This is a genomic window from Pseudomonas putida NBRC 14164, from assembly GCF_000412675.1.
GTDB lineage: Bacteria > Pseudomonadota > Gammaproteobacteria > Pseudomonadales > Pseudomonadaceae > Aquipseudomonas > Aquipseudomonas putida.
This window is the reverse complement of the sequence record NC_021505.1, coordinates 2,484,910-2,500,985: the sequence shown is the minus strand read 5'-3', so window position 1 is coordinate 2,500,985 and position 16,076 is coordinate 2,484,910. Positions and strand designations below refer to the sequence as shown.

Here is a 16,076-nt window from a genome sequence, read left to right as displayed (position 1 = left end):
ACAAGCAGCAACGCTTCTACGGTGCCCGGATGTGCAGGCCAGGGTAATGCCCACAGGGTACCAGAACGCGAGGCAGAAAGGGCCACCGCCCCCAGAACTAAAAGTATTTGGCAGGTCGCGCAATGGACGCCCCAAGACGTTTACGGGACAGGTACAGCCGTTTCGAGCACAGGATAATCGGCCGGCAATCTCCACGCCGAGGCCGTCATCGAACTCGGTCGCCCATACAACAAGAAGCCTGCGCGTGCAGGTAAACCACAAAGGGGCCTCATCATTCATGGCAAAGGAACACATCACCGAAACACTCGACCTTGGCGTGACAGACCCCTCGAAAACCGCAGAAGCCCGCCAGGACCGGCATTTCGAGGGCAAACTCGACTGGATTGTCTTTGGTTTCACCAGCCTTCTGGCCATCGCGTTCGTCCTCTGGGGCTTCCTCAACCAGGCCAGCCTCGCCAGCAGCGCCTCCAGCGCGCAATCCTGGGTCATTCTCAACTTTGGCTGGTTCTTCGTGCTCACCTCGACGCTTTTCGTGGTGTTCGTGCTGTGGCTGGCCGCCAGCCGTTATGGCCGGGTGCCACTGGGCCGCGATGGCGAACAGCCAGAATTCCGCACGGTGTCCTGGGTGGCAATGATGTTCAGCGCCGGCATGGGCATCGGCCTGATGTTCTTCGGCGTTGCCGAGCCGCTGTCGCACTATGTGACGCCGCCACCCGGCTCGGCCACCGCGCAAACGAGCGAAGCGATGCAGGTGGCAATGGCTACCACCCTGTTCCACTGGACCCTGCACCCTTGGGCGATGTACGCCATCGTCGGCCTGGTGATTGCCTACGGCACCTACCGCCGTGGCCGCTCGCAGCTGATATCCGCCGCATTCCGGCCGTTGATCGGCAAGCACGCCAACGGCCCGCTCGGCCGCCTGATCGACATGATGGCAATTTTTGCCACGCTGTTCGGCTCGGCGGCCTCGCTGGGCCTGGGTGCGCTGCAGATTGCCGGCGGGCTGGAATACAACGGCTGGGTCGAAAGCCCCGGCAAGTTGTTCTACATCGCCATCATCACCCTGCTGACCATTGCCTTCGTCACCTCGGCGGTGTCAGGCATCGGCAAGGGCATCCAGTGGCTGTCCAACACCAACATGGTGCTGGCACTGGTGCTGGCGGCGTTCGTGTTCATGGTCGGCCCTACCCTGCTCATGCTCAACCTGCTGCCGACCTCGATCGGTATCTACATCAAGATGCTGCCGGAAATGATGGCCCGCACCAACGCCAGCGGCGGCGATCAGATGAACAGCTGGCTGGCCGGCTGGACCGTGTTCTACTGGGCCTGGTGGATTTCCTGGACACCGTTCGTGGGCATGTTCATCGCCCGCATCAGCCGCGGCCGCACCATTCGCCAGTTTGTCACCGGGGTGCTGCTGGTGCCGAGCCTGGTCAGCCTGGTGTGGTTCACCATTTTCGGCGGTGCATCCATCGATGCCTTGCGCGAAGGCGCCTTCCAGCTGGCCAACGGTGCGGTCAACAGCAACCACGCGCTGTACCAGCTGCTGGACAGCTACCCGCTGGCGTCGGTTTCCTCTGTGCTGGTGATGATCCTGGTGGGCATCTTCTTCGTCTCCGGTGCCGATGCGGCGTCACTGGTGATGGGCACGCTGTCGGAACACGGCACCACCGCGCCATCGCGGCGCACGGTGATTTTCTGGGGCGCGCTGACCGGGACGGTGGCGGCGATCATGCTGGCGATCGGCGACCCGCGGGACCCGGGCGAGGCGCTGACCGGGCTGCAGAACCTGACCATCGTCGTGGCCCTGCCCTTTGTGGTGGTGATGGTGCTGCTGTGCCTGGCGCTGTACCGCGACCTGCGTAAGGACCCGATGATGCTGCGTCACCTGCGCGGCAACGAGCTGATCGAGAAGGCCGTGTTGTATGGGGCGGTGAAGCATGGTGAGGAGTTCTACATCGTTGTGCAGGAGAAGAAGGCTGCGGTGAAGCAGGCGGCAGCAGCGAGCGAAGTGTCCGAAACCTGATACGCCAGCCCCGCCCGGTCCCTTGCAGGAGCGGGCGGGTACAGCGTCTGGTTCGGGGCGCCACTTGAGGTATGGAACAGCGCCCCCTCGATAAGCGATTTTCCAGGGCAAATCGATAACCACAGCCCATGAAACGCCTGCGGTTCACCCCTTCAATGCCGCCGCTATCCTGGCCACATCGATCTTGCCCATCTGCATCATGGCCTCAAACGCCCGCTTGGCCGCCGCGCGGTCGGTGTGGCCAATCGCCTCGATCAGGATACGGGGGGTGATCTGCCAGGAGATCCCCCACTTGTCCTTGCACCAGCCACACACGCTGGCCTCGCCGCCATTCGCGATGATCGCATCCCACAAGCGGTCGGTTTCGGCCTGGTCTTCGGTACTGACCTGGAACGAAAACGCCTCACAGTGCTTGAACGTCGAGCCGCCATTGAGCCCCACACAGGGTATGCCCATGACAGTGAACTCGACAGTGATGACATCGCCCTCCTTGCCCGAAGGGTAGTCAGCTGGCGCCTTGTGCAGCGCAATCACCTTGCTGTCCGGGAAGATGCTGGCGTAGAAGTTGGCGGCCTCCTCGGCATCGTTGTCGTACCAGAGGCAGATGGTGTTCTTGGCAGTCATGGCCGTGCTCCATGAAGGGTGTGGACCCTTGAGTCTAGCCCGCACCCTTGAACATAAAAAAAGCGCCCCATACGGAGCGCCAAAACATCCACCCAAACCAAAGGAGCTGCAGCGCTACCCAGGTGAATTCACAGGATCGACAATGGGTACTCCACGATCAGCCGCACTTCGTCCAGGTCCGACTCGAACGCCGTGGCCCGGGTGGTGGCCTGGCGCACGCGCAGCGACAAGTCCTTGGCCGCGCCGGTCTGCACCACGTACTTGACCTCGATGTCACGCTCCCAGCGCTTCTGGTCGGTCAGCGGGTTGCCGTCGGCATCGCGACGCATGTACACCGCGTTGGCGTTGGAATAGTCGGCATCGGTGCCTTTGCCGTAGCGCGTCATGAACGACAGCCCGGGAATACCGTAGGCGGCCATGTTCAGGTCATAACGCAGCATCCACGAACGCTCTTTGGGCGAGTTGAAATCGCTGTACTGGATGGAGTTGTCGAGGAAGATCGAGTCGGACTGGCGCAGGTAGTCGAAGTCATCGTCGCCCTTGTTGCGCTGGTGAGTCAGCGCCAGGGTGTGGGCGCCGAAGCTCACACCCAGCCTGGCGCTCCAGATGTCGTTGTCGAAGGCGCCCAGCCGCTGCTGCCCTTCATCCACGGCTTTGTAATAGTTGAAGCCGCCGATCAGGGCCAGCTCATCGCTCAGTGGCCAACTGAGGCTGGTGCCGGCGTAGTACTGGTTCCACACATCCTTGAGCCGGCTGCTGAACAGGCTGACGCTGACATGTTCGTCGAGCGTGTAGTCACCGCCGCCATAGGCGATCCACGGCGAATCGACCGGGCCGCCATAGAAGGTCACGAAGTTCTCCCGCAGATCACTGGACACCGGCTGGCTCATGGCATGCAGGCGCCCGGCTTGCAAGGTGAGGTCCTTGATACTGGTGTTTTCCAGGGTCACGCCACGGAAGCTTTCCGGCAGCAGCCGTGAGTCGCCAGCGGCCACCACCGGGTTGGCCGGGAACACATCGCCTACCTTCAGTACCGTGTCGTACAGACGCACCTTGGCCGCGCCACCCACCTTGGTGTACGCGTCTCGGGCCTGGCCGTCATGGTCTACCGGCAACACATCGAACGAACTGCGCCCGCCATTGCGGCCGCCGCCGGTGTCCAGTTTGAGGCCGAGCATGGCGAACGCATCCAGGCCAACACCCACGGTGCCCTGGGTAAAACCCGACTCGAACCGGGCAATGACGGCGTGGGCCCAGGCTTCGGAATAACCGTTATCGGGTTGCTTGCCGGGGTTGTGCGTGGGGGCTGCGGAATCGCGGTTGTCGCGGTTGAAGTAGAGGTTGCGGTTGAGCACGCTGAGCGTGCTGCCCTCGATAAAGCCTTGCGCGGCCTCGTCCGCCGCCATCGCCAGGTTGCCGACGCCGGAGAGCGCCATGCACGCAGCCAGTTTCAGGGGTGATCTGCAGGTCATCCGATGCTCCTTGTACGTCATCTTTATAGTTGTGTCGGCTGGCCGAGATTGACGGCCGGCAGATAACGCCAAGGTGATCCGCGCATTACAATTGCGTCATCGCCGGCGAAGCGCTCTGGGGCGAGTTTCCGCAACATCCTGCAGACATTTCCGATATCAGGTAGTGAACCTGCCTACAAAAAAAGGGTCTTTGGCTGACGGTCAACTCAGCGACCGGTTCATCGGCCCAGTCATCGGGCCTACTTTTGTCCTGTTTCAGCGAAGACCCAACATGCCCGAATCCCGCCCAACCGCTTCCGTCCTCCCTGCCCTGCGCGGCGGCCTGATTGCCGCCTTGGTGGCCCTTGCTGCGCCGGTGCACGCCGAAGAGCCCGCCAGCGACGCACGCTGGGTCAGCGACAGCCTGAGTACCTATGTGCGCAGCGGCCCCACCGACGGCCACCGCATCGTCGGTACCCTGAAGTCGGGGCAACAGTTGACCCTGCTCGGCACCCAGGGCAATTACAGCCAGGTGCGTGGGCAGAATGGCGATGTGGTATGGATACTCAGCAACGACTTGCAAGCGGTGCCGGGCCAGAACGAGCGCCTGCCGCAACTCGACGCCCAGGTCGTGGAGCTGACCGGGCAGTTGAAGACCATCGACGACAGCTGGAAGAGCCGGGTACAGGGCATGCAGGAAACCCTCGACTCACGGAAAAAACTCATCGACGAACTGGAAGCGCGCAACAAGGCGCTGAATGAACAGTTCGACCAGAGCCAGTCGGAGCTGCGCGATACCCAGGCGCGCCTGGGTGACGAGAACAAGCAGGTGATGATGCGCTACATGGTGTATGGCGGCAGCATTGCCGGTGCGGGCTTGCTGGCCGGGCTGATCTTGCCGGCGTTGACCCGTGGGCGGAAGAAGAACGATCGCTGGTTCTGACAGCGGGCCATCCTGCACCGGCCCCTTCGCGGGTAACGCCGCGAAGGGGCCGACCGAGGCTTACTTGCTACGCGCCTTGTTATAGATGGTCTTGGCTTGGTCCGCCGAGGACTGGCACTGGGTAAAATCACCCTTGCTCTGAGCATCCTTGGCATTTTGCAGGTGGACTTTGAAGTCATGGGCCATGCCGCCATGCATCGCCTGGCCGCTGGCCTTGTGGAAATCTTCAAGTTCCTTGATCTTGGCCTCACAGTTGCTCGCAGGGTCTGCGTGTACGGCAAAGCTGAGGACGGACGCAATCACCAACAAGGGTATGCATTTCGTGGATTTCATGGAGCGTTCTCCTGGAAAACCATAGGGTTCGTCGAGGTGTATCTTGCTCGACGCAGCAAACAGCATAGTTGGCCGAAAGTTGAATCGCAGGGCTTCAGCCCAGCGGTAAACCGGTCTTGGCGAACAGGAAATCGATGAAAACCCGCACTCGCAGCGGCATGTACGACGCCTGTGCCCTACTGTCGCAAGCGCTCCAACGCCTGCAACACATACCCCGTGGCCCGTTCCACCTGGCCCTCCCGGCAGGCGATACCCAACTGCCGCCACAACCCTGGGCGCAGCGGCCGGCGCGCAATGCGCCGGTCCAGTTCGGCGGCCTCGCCTTCCTGCGGCAGCAACGTCGCGCCGTACCCGGCCCCGACCAGGCTTTTGATCGCATCGTTGTAGTTCAACTCGATCCGCGGCTCGGGGTACAACCCCGCTGCCGCGAACCATTCCCCGGTAACCCGTGACAGCTGGGTACTGCTGTCGTTGAGGATCAACGCCCGCTGCGCCAGCCAGGCCGGTGTGACCTTCGTCGGCGGCTGCCAGTCGGCCGGTACGTAGGCCAGGATCGGGTCGCGCCGCCAGGGAGTAACTGTCAGCCCTTTGCCGGCGACCTGCGGCAGGGCCACCAGGCCGATGTCCAGCGTCCCCTCGCGCAATCGCCCCAGCGATGCCTGGGAAGTCAGCACTTGTACCTGCACGTCGATCCCCGGATGGTCCGCACGCAGGTGCTCCAGTGCCTGCGGTAGCAAGTGGGCGATAGCACCGGTAGACGCGCCAAGGCGTACCCGGCCGGTCAGCCCCTCGACTTGTCGGCGTACTTCGTCCAGCGCCAGGTCGGCGTCGGCCAGCAGGCGCCGGGCACGCGCCAGCAGCGTTTCGCCAATGGCCGTGGGGCGCACCTGGCCGCGGGTGCGGCTGAGCAACGGGGCGCCGATACGTGCCTCCAGTTCGGCCACATGCAGGCTGATGGTGGGCGGTGCCAGGTTGAGCTGGCGGGCGGCCTCGGCAAAAGAGCCCAGGTCGGCTATGACCACCAGGGTGCGGAGGCGGTCAAGGCTGATTTCGCGCATGGTCTTTATTGGCCTACATTCAGAATAAATGAACATCAGCATCATGATATTCAAATTTCCTTTAGTCCAGCCACAGGCGAGCATGGGCCATCCCAACCCGACCGGACCCTGACCATGCATACCCCTGTTGTCTTCATCGACGGTGACCAAGGCACTACCGGCCTGCAGATCCACGCCCGCCTGCAAGGCCGCAGCGACCTGCGCCTGCTTACCCTGCCCGAGGCCGATCGCAAAGACCCGCAGCGCCGCCGCGAGGCCATCAACAGCGCCGACATCGCCCTGCTGTGCCTGCCCGACGACGCCGCTCGTGAGGCCGTGGCAGCGATCCACAACCCGCAGGTGCGGGTGATCGACGCCAGTTCGGCGCACCGTACCACCCCGGGCTGGGTCTATGGCCTGCCAGAACTGGACGACCAGCAGGCCGAACGCATTGCCCAAAGCAAGCGCGTCAGCAACCCGGGCTGCTACCCCACTGGCGCCATCGCCCTGCTACGCCCGCTGGTCAAGGCCGGGCTACTGCCAGCCGACTACCCGCTGGGCATCCATGCCATTTCCGGCTACTCCGGCGGTGGCCGCGCGGCGGTCGAGCGCCACGAACAACCCGGTGCCGGTAATGCACCGGTCTTGCAACTTTATGGGCTGGAGCTGGCGCACAAGCACGTACCCGAAATCCAGCAACATGCCGGGCTGTTGGCACGGCCGGTGTTCATGCCAGGCTACGGTGCTTACCGCCAGGGCATCGTGCTGAGTATCCCACTGCAATTGCGACTCTTACCGGGCCAGGTCAACGCCGAACAGCTACAGGCCTGCCTGGAGCGGCATTACCAGGGCGCACGCCATGTGCAGGTGATGCCGCTGCATCAGCAAGGCGCAGCTGCAAACCTTGACCCCGAGGCATTGAACGACAGCAACGACCTGCGCCTGGCGCTGTATGCCAACCCCGAGCATGGCCAGGTCTTGCTGACCGCAGTGTTCGATAATCTGGGTAAAGGTGCCTCCGGCGCGGCGGTGCAAAACCTCGACCTGATGCTTGGTGCACTACAGCAACAAGGCTGATACGGCAAAACCGGTTAAACTGTACAGCCCGCGCCAACCTGGCCCGGGCTGTATTCCCACCCGCCGGAGCCCGCCCCCCGATGTTCATCCTGAGCCGCCTCGACAGCGTGCCGCCCGAATCTTTCCAGAACCAGATCCGCGAGCTGGTGATCCACCATGTCGGCGAACTGAGCAGTGTCGCCATTACCGCCGAAAACCCGCTGTACCCGCTGTACCAGTACGGCGTCGGCATGGAGGTGCACCAGTACCTGCAAGCACTGGATGGCACCCGCGGCCTTGCCGTGGCGCTGACCCTTGCACTGGATGCAGAGGCGCCGGACCAGTTGCTGGGCTTTGCCCTGTCGCTGCCGGCCGACGACGATGAGCAGGCGTGTTCACTGGCATTTCTTGCCGTGCGCGCCAGCCATCGCCGCCAGGGCATCGCCCGCGCCTTGCTGGGCGACCTGCAGGCTCGGCATGCCTGCGTGGAGCTGAACGCCTTTGCCAGCCAGGTGCCGTGGTTCGAGGCGATGGGCATGCAGGTGGTGGCCGCCAATGGGCCGCAGGTGCTGATGAGCAGTACCGGCCATGCCAGTGGTGCGTTGATCGGGCGCCTGGACATTGCGCCGATTTATCAAACCGCTGAAGTGATGCAGATTCACACCTACCTGCTTAACCAGCAGGGTGAGGATGCGATGATCGAAGCAGAGCAGATGCGCGATGAACGGCTGGATGAGCTGGCCGCCCAAGCGCTGGAGTGTGTACGGCAGCGCAAGACCGTGCATTGATCCGATGGCCTGTTCGCGGGCTTGCCCGCTCCCACAGGAGTACCGTCAGGCCCAAGGCCGGTGATGTACCTGGGGGAGCGGGCGAGCCCGCGAAGCAGCCGCATTGGCCTTTCAGCCATGCACCCATCGCCGATGCAGCGCACGCGCCAGGGCATCGAGCACGAACCCCAGCACGCCAATCAGCAGCACCATCGCCATCAGTTCGGAATACGCCAGCCGGTCGCGGGTATCGAGGATGAAATACCCCAACCCCGCACTCACCCCGAGCATTTCGCACGGCACCAGCACGATCCACAAAATGCCGATGGCCAGGCGCACGCCGGTCAACACATGACCGATCACCCCCGGCACGATCACCTTGCACAAGGTTTCCCAGCGCGTGGCGCTCAAGCTGCGGCTCAGTTGCAGCCAGCGTGGGTCCAGCTGCCTGACGCCCGCCGCGGTGTTCAGCAAGATCGGCCATAACGCGGCAAACGCCAGCAGGAAGTAGATCGGCTGGTCACCCACGCCCATCAACATCACCACCACCGGCATCCACGACAAGGGCGAGATCATGCGCAGAAACTGGAACGCCGGGGTGGTTGCCGCCTCCAGGTGCCGGTAGCTGCCCACCAGCAAGCCCAGCGGCACGCCGATCAGCAGCGCCAGCAGCAACCCGACCAGGATGCGCTTGAGGCTGACCCAGATGTGCCCGTAAACCTCGCCCTGCCCCAACAGCTCGGCCAGGCTGGCCAAGGTTGCCGCCGGTGAAAAGCGCGCCGACAGGCCGTCGGCCTCGCCGAACACGGCAACGCCAGCCCACCACAACAGCAACAAACCCAACAATCCGGCCAGCCCAAGGCCGGCATGTACGACATGCGTGCGCATCAGACCGCGAACTCCTCGCTACGCTCGAAGTTGTCAGCGATGCCAAACACCGACGGCCCCCCGACCGCCGCGATGGCATTGCGCACGAAGCGATCGTCGACCAGGTCGCGGGCGGTCTGCGCCGGATCAAGCCCGGCAAGGAACGCGTTATCACCTTCGATCAGGGTGGTTTTCAGGCGTTTGACCAGCTCTTCGGTGTAACTGGGGAACGGGTATGGCTGGAAGTCGATGCGCTTTTCGTCCCACTGCTGATGGCGAATGGCACCACTGGCAATGTAGCCGGCACGGTCCTCGGCGGCCGGGGCCAGTACCTTGGCCAGCACCGCGGGCTCGTGCGGGGTGTACTTGTTGGGGCCGGCCTTGGACAGCAACGCGGCTGCTTCGGCGCGGTGGTCGCGGGTCCAGTGCTGGGCCTTGACAATGGCGTTGACCACCTTCTGCGACCATTCGGGGCGATTGTTCAAGTCATGCTCATGCATGAACACCACGCAGCACGCGTGGTTGCGCCACACATCGCCGGTAAACCGCTGCACGCGGCCAACCTTGAGGTTCTCGGCCAGGGCGTTGAACGGCTCGGCGACGATATAGCCGGCAATGCGCTTGCTGGCCAAGGCTGGCGGCATGTCGGATGGTGGCAGCACCAGCAGGTTGACTTCGTTGGCGGCCAACTGCGCATTGGCAGGCTTCGACACAGGCGTCAGGCCATTGTCGTTGAGCATCTGCTGCAACACCACGTTATGGATCGAATACCAGAACGGGATGGCCACGGTCTTGCCCCCGAGCTGTTTCATGTCGCTTATATCGGGCGCCACGGTCAGGCCCGAGCCGCCCACATGGTTCCAGGCCACCACCTTGGCCGGCACTTTGCTGCCATAACGCGCCCACACGGTCATCGGCGACAGCAGGTGGATCACGTTGACCTGCCCGGAGATGAACGCCTCGATCACCTGCGCCCAGCTGCGCAGCAACACCGGGCGCTCGGCCTTGATGCCTTCGGCCTCGAAAAGGCCGTTGTTATGCGCCACCAGCAATGGCGTGGCGTCTGTGATTGGCAGGTAGCCGATACGCACTGGCGCGTCCGGCTCGGAAGCGGCACGGGCTTGCAGGCTCGAGAGCAATGGCAGCGCGCCAGCGGCCGTGAGCATGGCACCGAGCTTGAGAAAATCACGACGCGATGAAGAGGAACAGCAGTCATCCATGCACATGGACAGCCTCCGAGGGCAACGGGGTTGAGATAGGTTCGACTGTGCGGCTTGCCCGCCGAAGGGTTTTGAGGATTTCGATGCGCAGGGCGCCCAGTTCTTCGACCCGTTGCGTGCGCGGTTGCGGCAGGTCGATGTGCCACTGGCCGAGGATGTGCGCTGGGTGGTTGCCCAGTAGCAGGACCCGGTCGGACAGCAGCAGGGCTTCGTCAATATCGTGGGTGATCAGTACCGCCGCCGTGTTGTGGGTGGCGATCAGTTGCAGCAGCAGTTGCTGCATGTCGGCGCGGGTCACTTCATCCAGCGCGCCGAACGGCTCGTCCAGCAGCAGCACCTCGGGCTGGCGGGCCAGGCAGCGGGCCAGTGCGGTGCGCTGAGCCATGCCACCGGACAACTGCGCCGGGTACTGGCCACGGGCGTGGGCCAGGCCCACGGCGGCAATCGCATGGTCGATGCGGGCGCGCCGCTCGTCAGCGGCCAGCTTGGGCTGGCGGGCAAAGTCGAGGCCGAAGGCGACGTTCTTTTCCAGGTTCAGCCAGGGCAGCAGGCTCGGGTCCTGGAAAGCCACCGCCAGACGGGGGTGCGGGCCCTGGAGCGCCTGGCCGTGCAAGGCGACACTGCCGCCGCGGGGCTGTTGCAGGCCGGCCAGCACCCGCAGCAGGCTGGACTTGCCGACGCCACTGGGGCCAAGAATGCTCACCACTTCGCCTGGCGCCAACTGCAGGTCGAACTGCGCCAGCACCTGCTGCCAGCCACCCTCGCGCGGGTAGCCCAAGCTGATGTCGCGAGCTTCGAGCAACACTTCACTCATGCCGCGCCCGCCTGGCGTTGCAGTTCGGCGCGCAGTTGCACCAGGCTCGGCGTCACGATCGGCACGAACGCCGACTCGCGCCAGCGGCGGGCGAAGCCTTCGCCATACTCGCTGAGGTAGGCCTTGCCACCACTGGCCTGCAGCTCCAGCTGCACCGCGTCGGCGGCACTTTCTGCCAGGATGATGCGCAGCTTGAACAGGGCGGCCGGCTGTTGCTGGAAGCGGCCATCGAGCAGCCCCTGCTTCAGCTCGCTCACGGTGTTTTCCAGCCGCTCGCTGAGCACCTGTCGGGCTTCGTCGAGGAAAGAGGTGCGGCCGTGCAGGTGCGCCTGAACCTCGTCCAGCGCTCGTCGCGCCAGGCCGATGGCCATGCCGCATTGCAGCGCCAGGAATGCCGGGCGTACCCGTGGCAGGAATTCGCGGGCATTTTCGTGCAGCAGCCAGTCACGCGCCAGTGGCACCTGGTGAAAGGCCAGCGCCGCCGTATTGCTCGACTGCAGGCCCATCAGTTGCAGGTCGTCGGAGCGCTCCAGGCCGTGGGCCTCGGAAGGAATGGCCAGTACAAACGGCGTACCACCGGCTTCGTCTTCAATGGCCGCCGCCACTACAAAACCGCTCTTGCGCAGGTTGGTCACCCAGTGCAGGCGCCCTTCCAGGTGCCAGCCATCGCCTGCAGGGCGACCGCGCACCTGCAACGCTTCGATACCGGACAAAAACTTCATGGCGTTGGACAGCCCGGTGGCGCCGGCAAGTTCGCCGGTCAGCAGGCGCGGCAGCAGGCGCTCGCGCAGGGGCTGGTTGGGGCTGTGCAACAAATATTCGATAAAGGCACGCTGGCCCCAGCAGACGAAGGCTGCGGCCAACGAGCGACTGGCGATGGCGGCAATCGCCTCGACCGCATCGGTCACGTGCCCGCCCGTGCCGCCCAGGGCCGGGTCGACACCAATGCGCAACAGCTGTGATTCGGCGATCTGCGCCAGCACCTGCTGCGGTTCGCACAGGCCCCGGTCGATGGCCTCGGCATTGGCATCCAGCCAGTGTCGAAATGCACAATCTTGCATGGTCTTGCTCCTTTTGGAACGCCGGGGCCGCTTTGCGGCCCATTCGCGGCACAAGGCCGCTCCTACAACGACCGCGTCAGGGCCGCTCTCACACGTGGGCTATGCAGAAGGCTGCCAGCGGTACTTGCCAAGCTCTTCATTGAGCGGCGTCTGGGCGAAAACATTAGCAAAGTTGCAGAGGGTTGCGAGACTTACCCCGAGAATCACTTCCAGCGCGTTGCCTTCGCTGAAGCCAGCTTCACGGAACGCCAGGTAGGTGGCTTCGCTGACGTTACCGCGAGTGTCGATCACTTCACGGGCGAAGGCGGCCAGGGTTTCGTAACGGGCATCGGGCAGTTCGCCGCGAGCACGCAGGGCATCGACTACTTCCTGCGGCAGCTTGGCCTTGTTCAGCGCCACGGCGGTGTGGCCGGCCACACAGAAGTCGCAGCCGTGCCGGGTGGCGGCAATCAGCTGTACCACTTCACGCTCGGCCAGGCTCAGCTCGGACTTGCCATTGAGTGTCGAAACGGTCACGTAGGTTTCCAGCGCCGCCGGGGCGTTGGCCAGCACGCCCAGCAGGTTGGGGATGAAGCCGGAATTCTTCTGGGCATTCTCCAGAAACGGCCGGGCCGCTTCCGGAGCACTCTGCAGCGTGTGTAAAGTAATGCGCGAGGACATGGAGTGGTCTCCTTTGATGGGTGTCACTACAGTCTGTTGGTTATAAGAATTACCCTCCATATTCATCAGTCGCCTTTCCTTGCTCCTGAGTCTTTGTATTAGATGATTTCGTCGAGCCACCTTGTCGATTGGTTATTAGAGGGCCTGGAGCTTGATGCCAGCCTGTTTCATGTCGGCCGCTACTGCGGTGGCTGGCACGCCAGCACCCAGGGCATGGGCCGCGCCAGTTTCCACCTGGTGGTGCAGGGCCATTGCTGGCTGCACATCGACGGCCAGCGGCAAGCGGTGCGCCTGGAAAAGGGAGATGCCGTGTTCCTGTTGCGCGACCTTGCCTACCGATTGTCCAGCGATCAGGACCCGGTCGACGCCTGTGCCCAACCGCGCCAGGCCATGCAGACACTGGACAGCGAGGCCAGCGACGGCGTCGGGCTGGTGTGCGGCTTCTTCCATTTCCAGTCCGGCCTGTCCTCGCTGATTGTCGAGGGCTTGGCTGACTGGATCCTGCTGCGCGCCGAAGACCCCGCTGGCAGTGCGGCGCGGGCGCTGTTCGAGCTGATTCTGGAAGAATGCCGGCGCACCGCTGGGCCGTCACAGACGTTGCTGGAGCGGCTGACGCACCTGTTGTTCCTGTACGTGTTGCGCCAGCAGGTCAATGCCGGGCAGTCACTGGGCGGGCTGATCGCCCTCGCCCGCCAGCCGGCATTTGCCGGGTTGCTGGAACAGTTGATCGAGCAACCAGGGCAAGCCTGGAAACTGGAAAGCATGGCCGCCTGCACCGGCTTGTCGCGGTCGGCGTTTTTCAAGCGTTTCAATGAACTGGCCGGGCAATCGCCGGGGCAAGTGCTGCTGGCGCTGCGCATGCGCCATGCCAGCCAGTTGCTGCGGGCGGGGAATACCGTGGAGCAGGTGGGTGCGCAGGTGGGGTATCAGTCGGTGGCAGCGTTTACCCGGGCATTTGCCAAGGCGGTGGGGGTGCAGCCGGGGGCGTATCGGCGCCAGCATGAAGGGCGCTGAAAGCGTTGCTCCTGTACCGGCCTCTTCGCGGGTGAACCCGCTCCCACAGGGTCACCACAGCTTTGAAGACCTGGAAGTACCTGTGGGAGCGGGTGAACCCGCGAAAAGGCCGGTGCAGGTAACACATTCAGACCTGGCTGACCGGTATATCCCCGCCACCTTTACCCTCGCGCCGCTCACCCATCCAGCTATTCACCTGTTGGCCGAACTCGGCCGGGGCCTTGCGCCCGAAACGCCGCGCCAGATCGAGGATGGTCTGCTGCACCAACGCTTCTTCCATGCGCTTCTGCGCCCCCAGCATCACGGCATGAATCGCACAGGTGCCTTCCGTCGCCCAAGCGGGCGGCGAGCCCTCGAACAGCGTGCAGCGTTCGCGAATCTCGCGGCAATCGAAAATCTTCTTCGGCCCGTCGATGGCGTTGACGATATCCAGCACGTTGATTTCAGCCGCCGGTCGCGCCAGGCGAAAACCACCGCGCACGCCTTCGGTGGCGGCCACCAACCCGGCACGTGCCAGCTTGGTGAAAACCTTGGCCAGGTATTCCTGCGGCACGCCCTGCAACTCGGCCAGGTCGCGCACGCTGGAATCACGGCTCTCACCGCCCTCGCCTACCAGAAACAGCAAACAATGGATGCCGTATTCGACGCCAGCACTGTAAAGCGACATATCAATCTCCGACCAACCCTGTCGCAAATGATACGCGGGGAGCGTCGGTACGGCAAAACACTTCCCCCCGCTTGCACGCATCCTGATCGTGCTGGCCGGTCCGGCAGCTACCCCCGCAGCACCTTCACCTCGCCTTGCTTGCCATCCGTTTCGCGCAGGTACTCCTGCAGCGAGTCGTCCATCGCCTGCATCCAGCGGGTATGGTGTGGTACCGCTTGGGTGCCGGTGATCACCGAGCGGTAGGATTTGTCACGGTAGCCCATGATGTCGTGCTTCTTGTCGGTCTTCCATTGCAGGAAGATGCGGTTCACCGCATCGATGTCGAAGCGCGGGTAATCCGTCTGATCGATCAGGTGCTTGATGTACCGGCCCTGGAATTCATACATCGAAGCAGTGGTTGCCAGTTGCTCCTCATCCTCGCGCCAGCGCGCGCTGTCGGCCTGCATGCCAGCCTTGGTCGGCAGCTTGATGCGCCCCAGCATGTAGTCGCGAGCAAACCAGGCCTGTGCATCAAACAGGTTGAAGCTGTACCAGAGGTCCTGCATGCCCAGGTAGAGCAACTGCGGGTTCTGCTCCCACACCACGCCTTGGTACAGGCCGGCAGGCCATAGGCGGTTGTTGGTCTTGAGGGTGAGTTCATCGGGCAGGAACGGGAAGTGATGCTGGTAGCCCGTGCACAGGATGATCGCATCCACGCGCTTGTTCGAGCCATCGGCGAAAAACGCCAGGTCGTTTTCGACGCGCACCAGTTGCGGGCGCTCTTCCCAGCCCTTGGGCCATTTGTAGCCCATCGGTTGGGTACGGTAAGCCGTGGTGATCGAGCGCGCGCCGTACTTGTAGCACTGCGAGCCAATGTCTTCGGCCGAGTAGCTGCTGCCAACGATAAGCAGGTCCTGGCCGTTGAATTCCATCGCTTCGCGGAAGTCGTGGGCATGCAGGATACGGCCGGTGAAACGCTCGAACCCTTCAAACTCCGGCACGTGCGGGGTAGAGAAGTGCCCACTGGCCACTACCACGTAATCGAACACCTGCTCGATGCCAAGCCCCGCGCTGTAGTCGTGGGCACTGACGGTGAACTCGCGGGTGTTTTCATCAAAGGTGACGTTCTTGACCGCAGTATTGAAGCGAATGTAGTCGCGCACCCCGGCCTTCTTCACGCGGCCCTGGATGTAGTCCCACAGCACCTCGCGCGGCGGGTACGAGGAAATCGGCCGGCCAAAGTGCTCATCGAAGCTGTAGTCGGCGAACTCCAGGCATTCCTTGGGGCCGTTGGACCACAGGTAGCGGTACATGCTGCCGTGCACCGGCTCGCCATGCTGGTCGAGGCCGGTGCGCCAGGTGTAGTTCCACATACCGCCCCAGTCGGCCTGCTTTTCGAAGCATACGATTTCGGGCATGGGTGCGCCCTGGGCATGGGCGGATTGGAAGGCACGCAGTTGCGCAAGGCCGGACGGGCCGGCACCGATGATAGCGACACGAAGAGTCATAGTGATTCCTGAACAGTTGAACGCTGAAAAAATGCAAAGGCTCTCCAAC

Annotated in this window: 16 protein-coding genes; 5 read left to right on the top strand and 11 right to left on the bottom strand. The window is 63.4% G+C overall.

Annotation, left to right across the window (positions count from 1 at the left end; translation table 11 throughout):
- The first annotated feature begins 277 nt into the window (after positions 1-277).
- Positions 278-2,026: a BCCT family transporter gene (locus PP4_RS11170; RefSeq protein ID WP_016499284.1), complete on the top strand. Its 1,749-nt coding sequence runs from the start codon at positions 278-280 to the stop codon at positions 2,024-2,026.
- Positions 2,027-2,170: 144 nt separating this feature from the next.
- Here the strand turns inward: PP4_RS11170 and PP4_RS11165 are convergent, their stop codons facing one another.
- A complete protein-coding gene (locus PP4_RS11165; protein WP_016499283.1) occupies positions 2,171-2,650 on the bottom strand; it encodes a VOC family protein in 480 nt (159 codons plus the stop codon).
- Positions 2,651-2,778: 128 nt separating this feature from the next.
- Positions 2,779-4,086 carry an OprD family porin gene (locus PP4_RS11160; protein WP_370453614.1) on the bottom strand — a complete coding sequence of 436 codons (1,308 nt, stop codon included), beginning with the start codon at positions 4,084-4,086 and terminating at the stop codon, positions 2,779-2,781.
- 307 nt (positions 4,087-4,393) lie between these two features.
- On the opposite strand from PP4_RS11160, the gene PP4_RS11155 reads away from it, so the two are divergent.
- Positions 4,394-5,044 carry a TIGR04211 family SH3 domain-containing protein gene (locus PP4_RS11155; RefSeq protein ID WP_016499281.1) on the top strand — a complete coding sequence of 217 codons (651 nt, stop codon included), beginning with the start codon at positions 4,394-4,396 and terminating at the stop codon, positions 5,042-5,044.
- A 60-nt stretch (positions 5,045-5,104) separates the two neighbouring features.
- On the opposite strand, the gene PP4_RS11150 is transcribed toward PP4_RS11155, so the two are convergent.
- Together PP4_RS11150 and PP4_RS11145 are read right to left on the bottom strand one after the other, a co-directional pair.
- Positions 5,105-5,377, bottom strand: coding sequence for a hypothetical protein (locus tag PP4_RS11150; RefSeq protein WP_016499280.1), 273 nt, complete (start codon positions 5,375-5,377; stop codon positions 5,105-5,107).
- A gap of 176 nt (positions 5,378-5,553) precedes the next feature.
- Positions 5,554-6,435: a LysR family transcriptional regulator gene (locus PP4_RS11145; RefSeq protein WP_016499279.1), complete on the bottom strand. Its 882-nt coding sequence runs from the start codon at positions 6,433-6,435 to the stop codon at positions 5,554-5,556.
- A gap of 114 nt (positions 6,436-6,549) precedes the next feature.
- Here PP4_RS11145 and argC point away from each other — a divergent pair, with 114 nt between their 5' ends.
- Both argC and PP4_RS11135 read left to right on the top strand, forming a co-directional pair.
- The gene (gene argC, locus PP4_RS11140) at positions 6,550-7,491 is read left to right on the top strand and encodes an N-acetyl-gamma-glutamyl-phosphate reductase (protein ID WP_016499278.1); all 942 of its coding nucleotides are present in this window, start codon (positions 6,550-6,552) and stop codon (positions 7,489-7,491) included.
- Positions 7,492-7,571: 80 nt separating this feature from the next.
- The gene (locus PP4_RS11135) at positions 7,572-8,258 is read left to right on the top strand and encodes a GNAT family N-acetyltransferase (RefSeq protein ID WP_016499277.1); all 687 of its coding nucleotides are present in this window, start codon (positions 7,572-7,574) and stop codon (positions 8,256-8,258) included.
- Positions 8,259-8,369: 111 nt separating this feature from the next.
- On the opposite strand, the gene PP4_RS11130 is transcribed toward PP4_RS11135, so the two are convergent.
- The 5 genes from PP4_RS11130 to PP4_RS11110 all read right to left on the bottom strand — a co-directional run bounded on the left by PP4_RS11130 (position 8,370) and on the right by PP4_RS11110 (position 12,859).
- Positions 8,370-9,125: an ABC transporter permease gene (locus tag PP4_RS11130; RefSeq protein WP_016499276.1), complete on the bottom strand. Its 756-nt coding sequence runs from the start codon at positions 9,123-9,125 to the stop codon at positions 8,370-8,372.
- Entirely contained in the window at positions 9,125-10,330 is a 1,206-nt protein-coding gene (locus tag PP4_RS11125; RefSeq protein WP_016499275.1) for an ABC transporter substrate-binding protein, read from the bottom strand. Before PP4_RS11125 ends, PP4_RS11130 begins: the two co-directional genes overlap by 1 nt.
- The gene (locus PP4_RS11120) at positions 10,317-11,138 is read right to left on the bottom strand and encodes an ABC transporter ATP-binding protein (RefSeq protein WP_016499274.1); all 822 of its coding nucleotides are present in this window, start codon (positions 11,136-11,138) and stop codon (positions 10,317-10,319) included. Before PP4_RS11120 ends, PP4_RS11125 begins: the two co-directional genes overlap by 14 nt.
- Positions 11,135-12,199 (bottom strand): acyl-CoA dehydrogenase family protein, encoded by a 1,065-nt coding sequence (locus PP4_RS11115; RefSeq protein WP_016499273.1) that lies wholly within the window; start codon positions 12,197-12,199, stop codon positions 11,135-11,137. The genes PP4_RS11120 and PP4_RS11115 overlap by 4 nt, the downstream gene beginning before the upstream one ends.
- 99 nt (positions 12,200-12,298) lie before the next feature.
- Positions 12,299-12,859: a carboxymuconolactone decarboxylase family protein gene (locus PP4_RS11110; protein ID WP_016499272.1), complete on the bottom strand. Its 561-nt coding sequence runs from the start codon at positions 12,857-12,859 to the stop codon at positions 12,299-12,301.
- Positions 12,860-12,961: 102 nt separating this feature from the next.
- On the opposite strand from PP4_RS11110, the gene PP4_RS11105 reads away from it, so the two are divergent.
- Entirely contained in the window at positions 12,962-13,873 is a 912-nt protein-coding gene (locus PP4_RS11105; protein WP_016499271.1) for an AraC family transcriptional regulator, read from the top strand.
- Positions 13,874-14,000: 127 nt separating this feature from the next.
- Here PP4_RS11105 and PP4_RS11100 read toward each other — a convergent pair whose 3' ends face one another.
- Positions 14,001-14,540 (bottom strand): RrF2 family transcriptional regulator, encoded by a 540-nt coding sequence (locus PP4_RS11100; protein WP_016499270.1) that lies wholly within the window; start codon positions 14,538-14,540, stop codon positions 14,001-14,003.
- Between the two features lie 107 nt (positions 14,541-14,647).
- Complete coding sequence (locus tag PP4_RS11095; protein WP_016499269.1) at positions 14,648-16,027, bottom strand: NAD(P)-binding domain-containing protein; 1,380 nt, start codon at positions 16,025-16,027, stop codon at positions 14,648-14,650.
- Positions 16,028-16,076 lie beyond the last annotated feature (49 nt).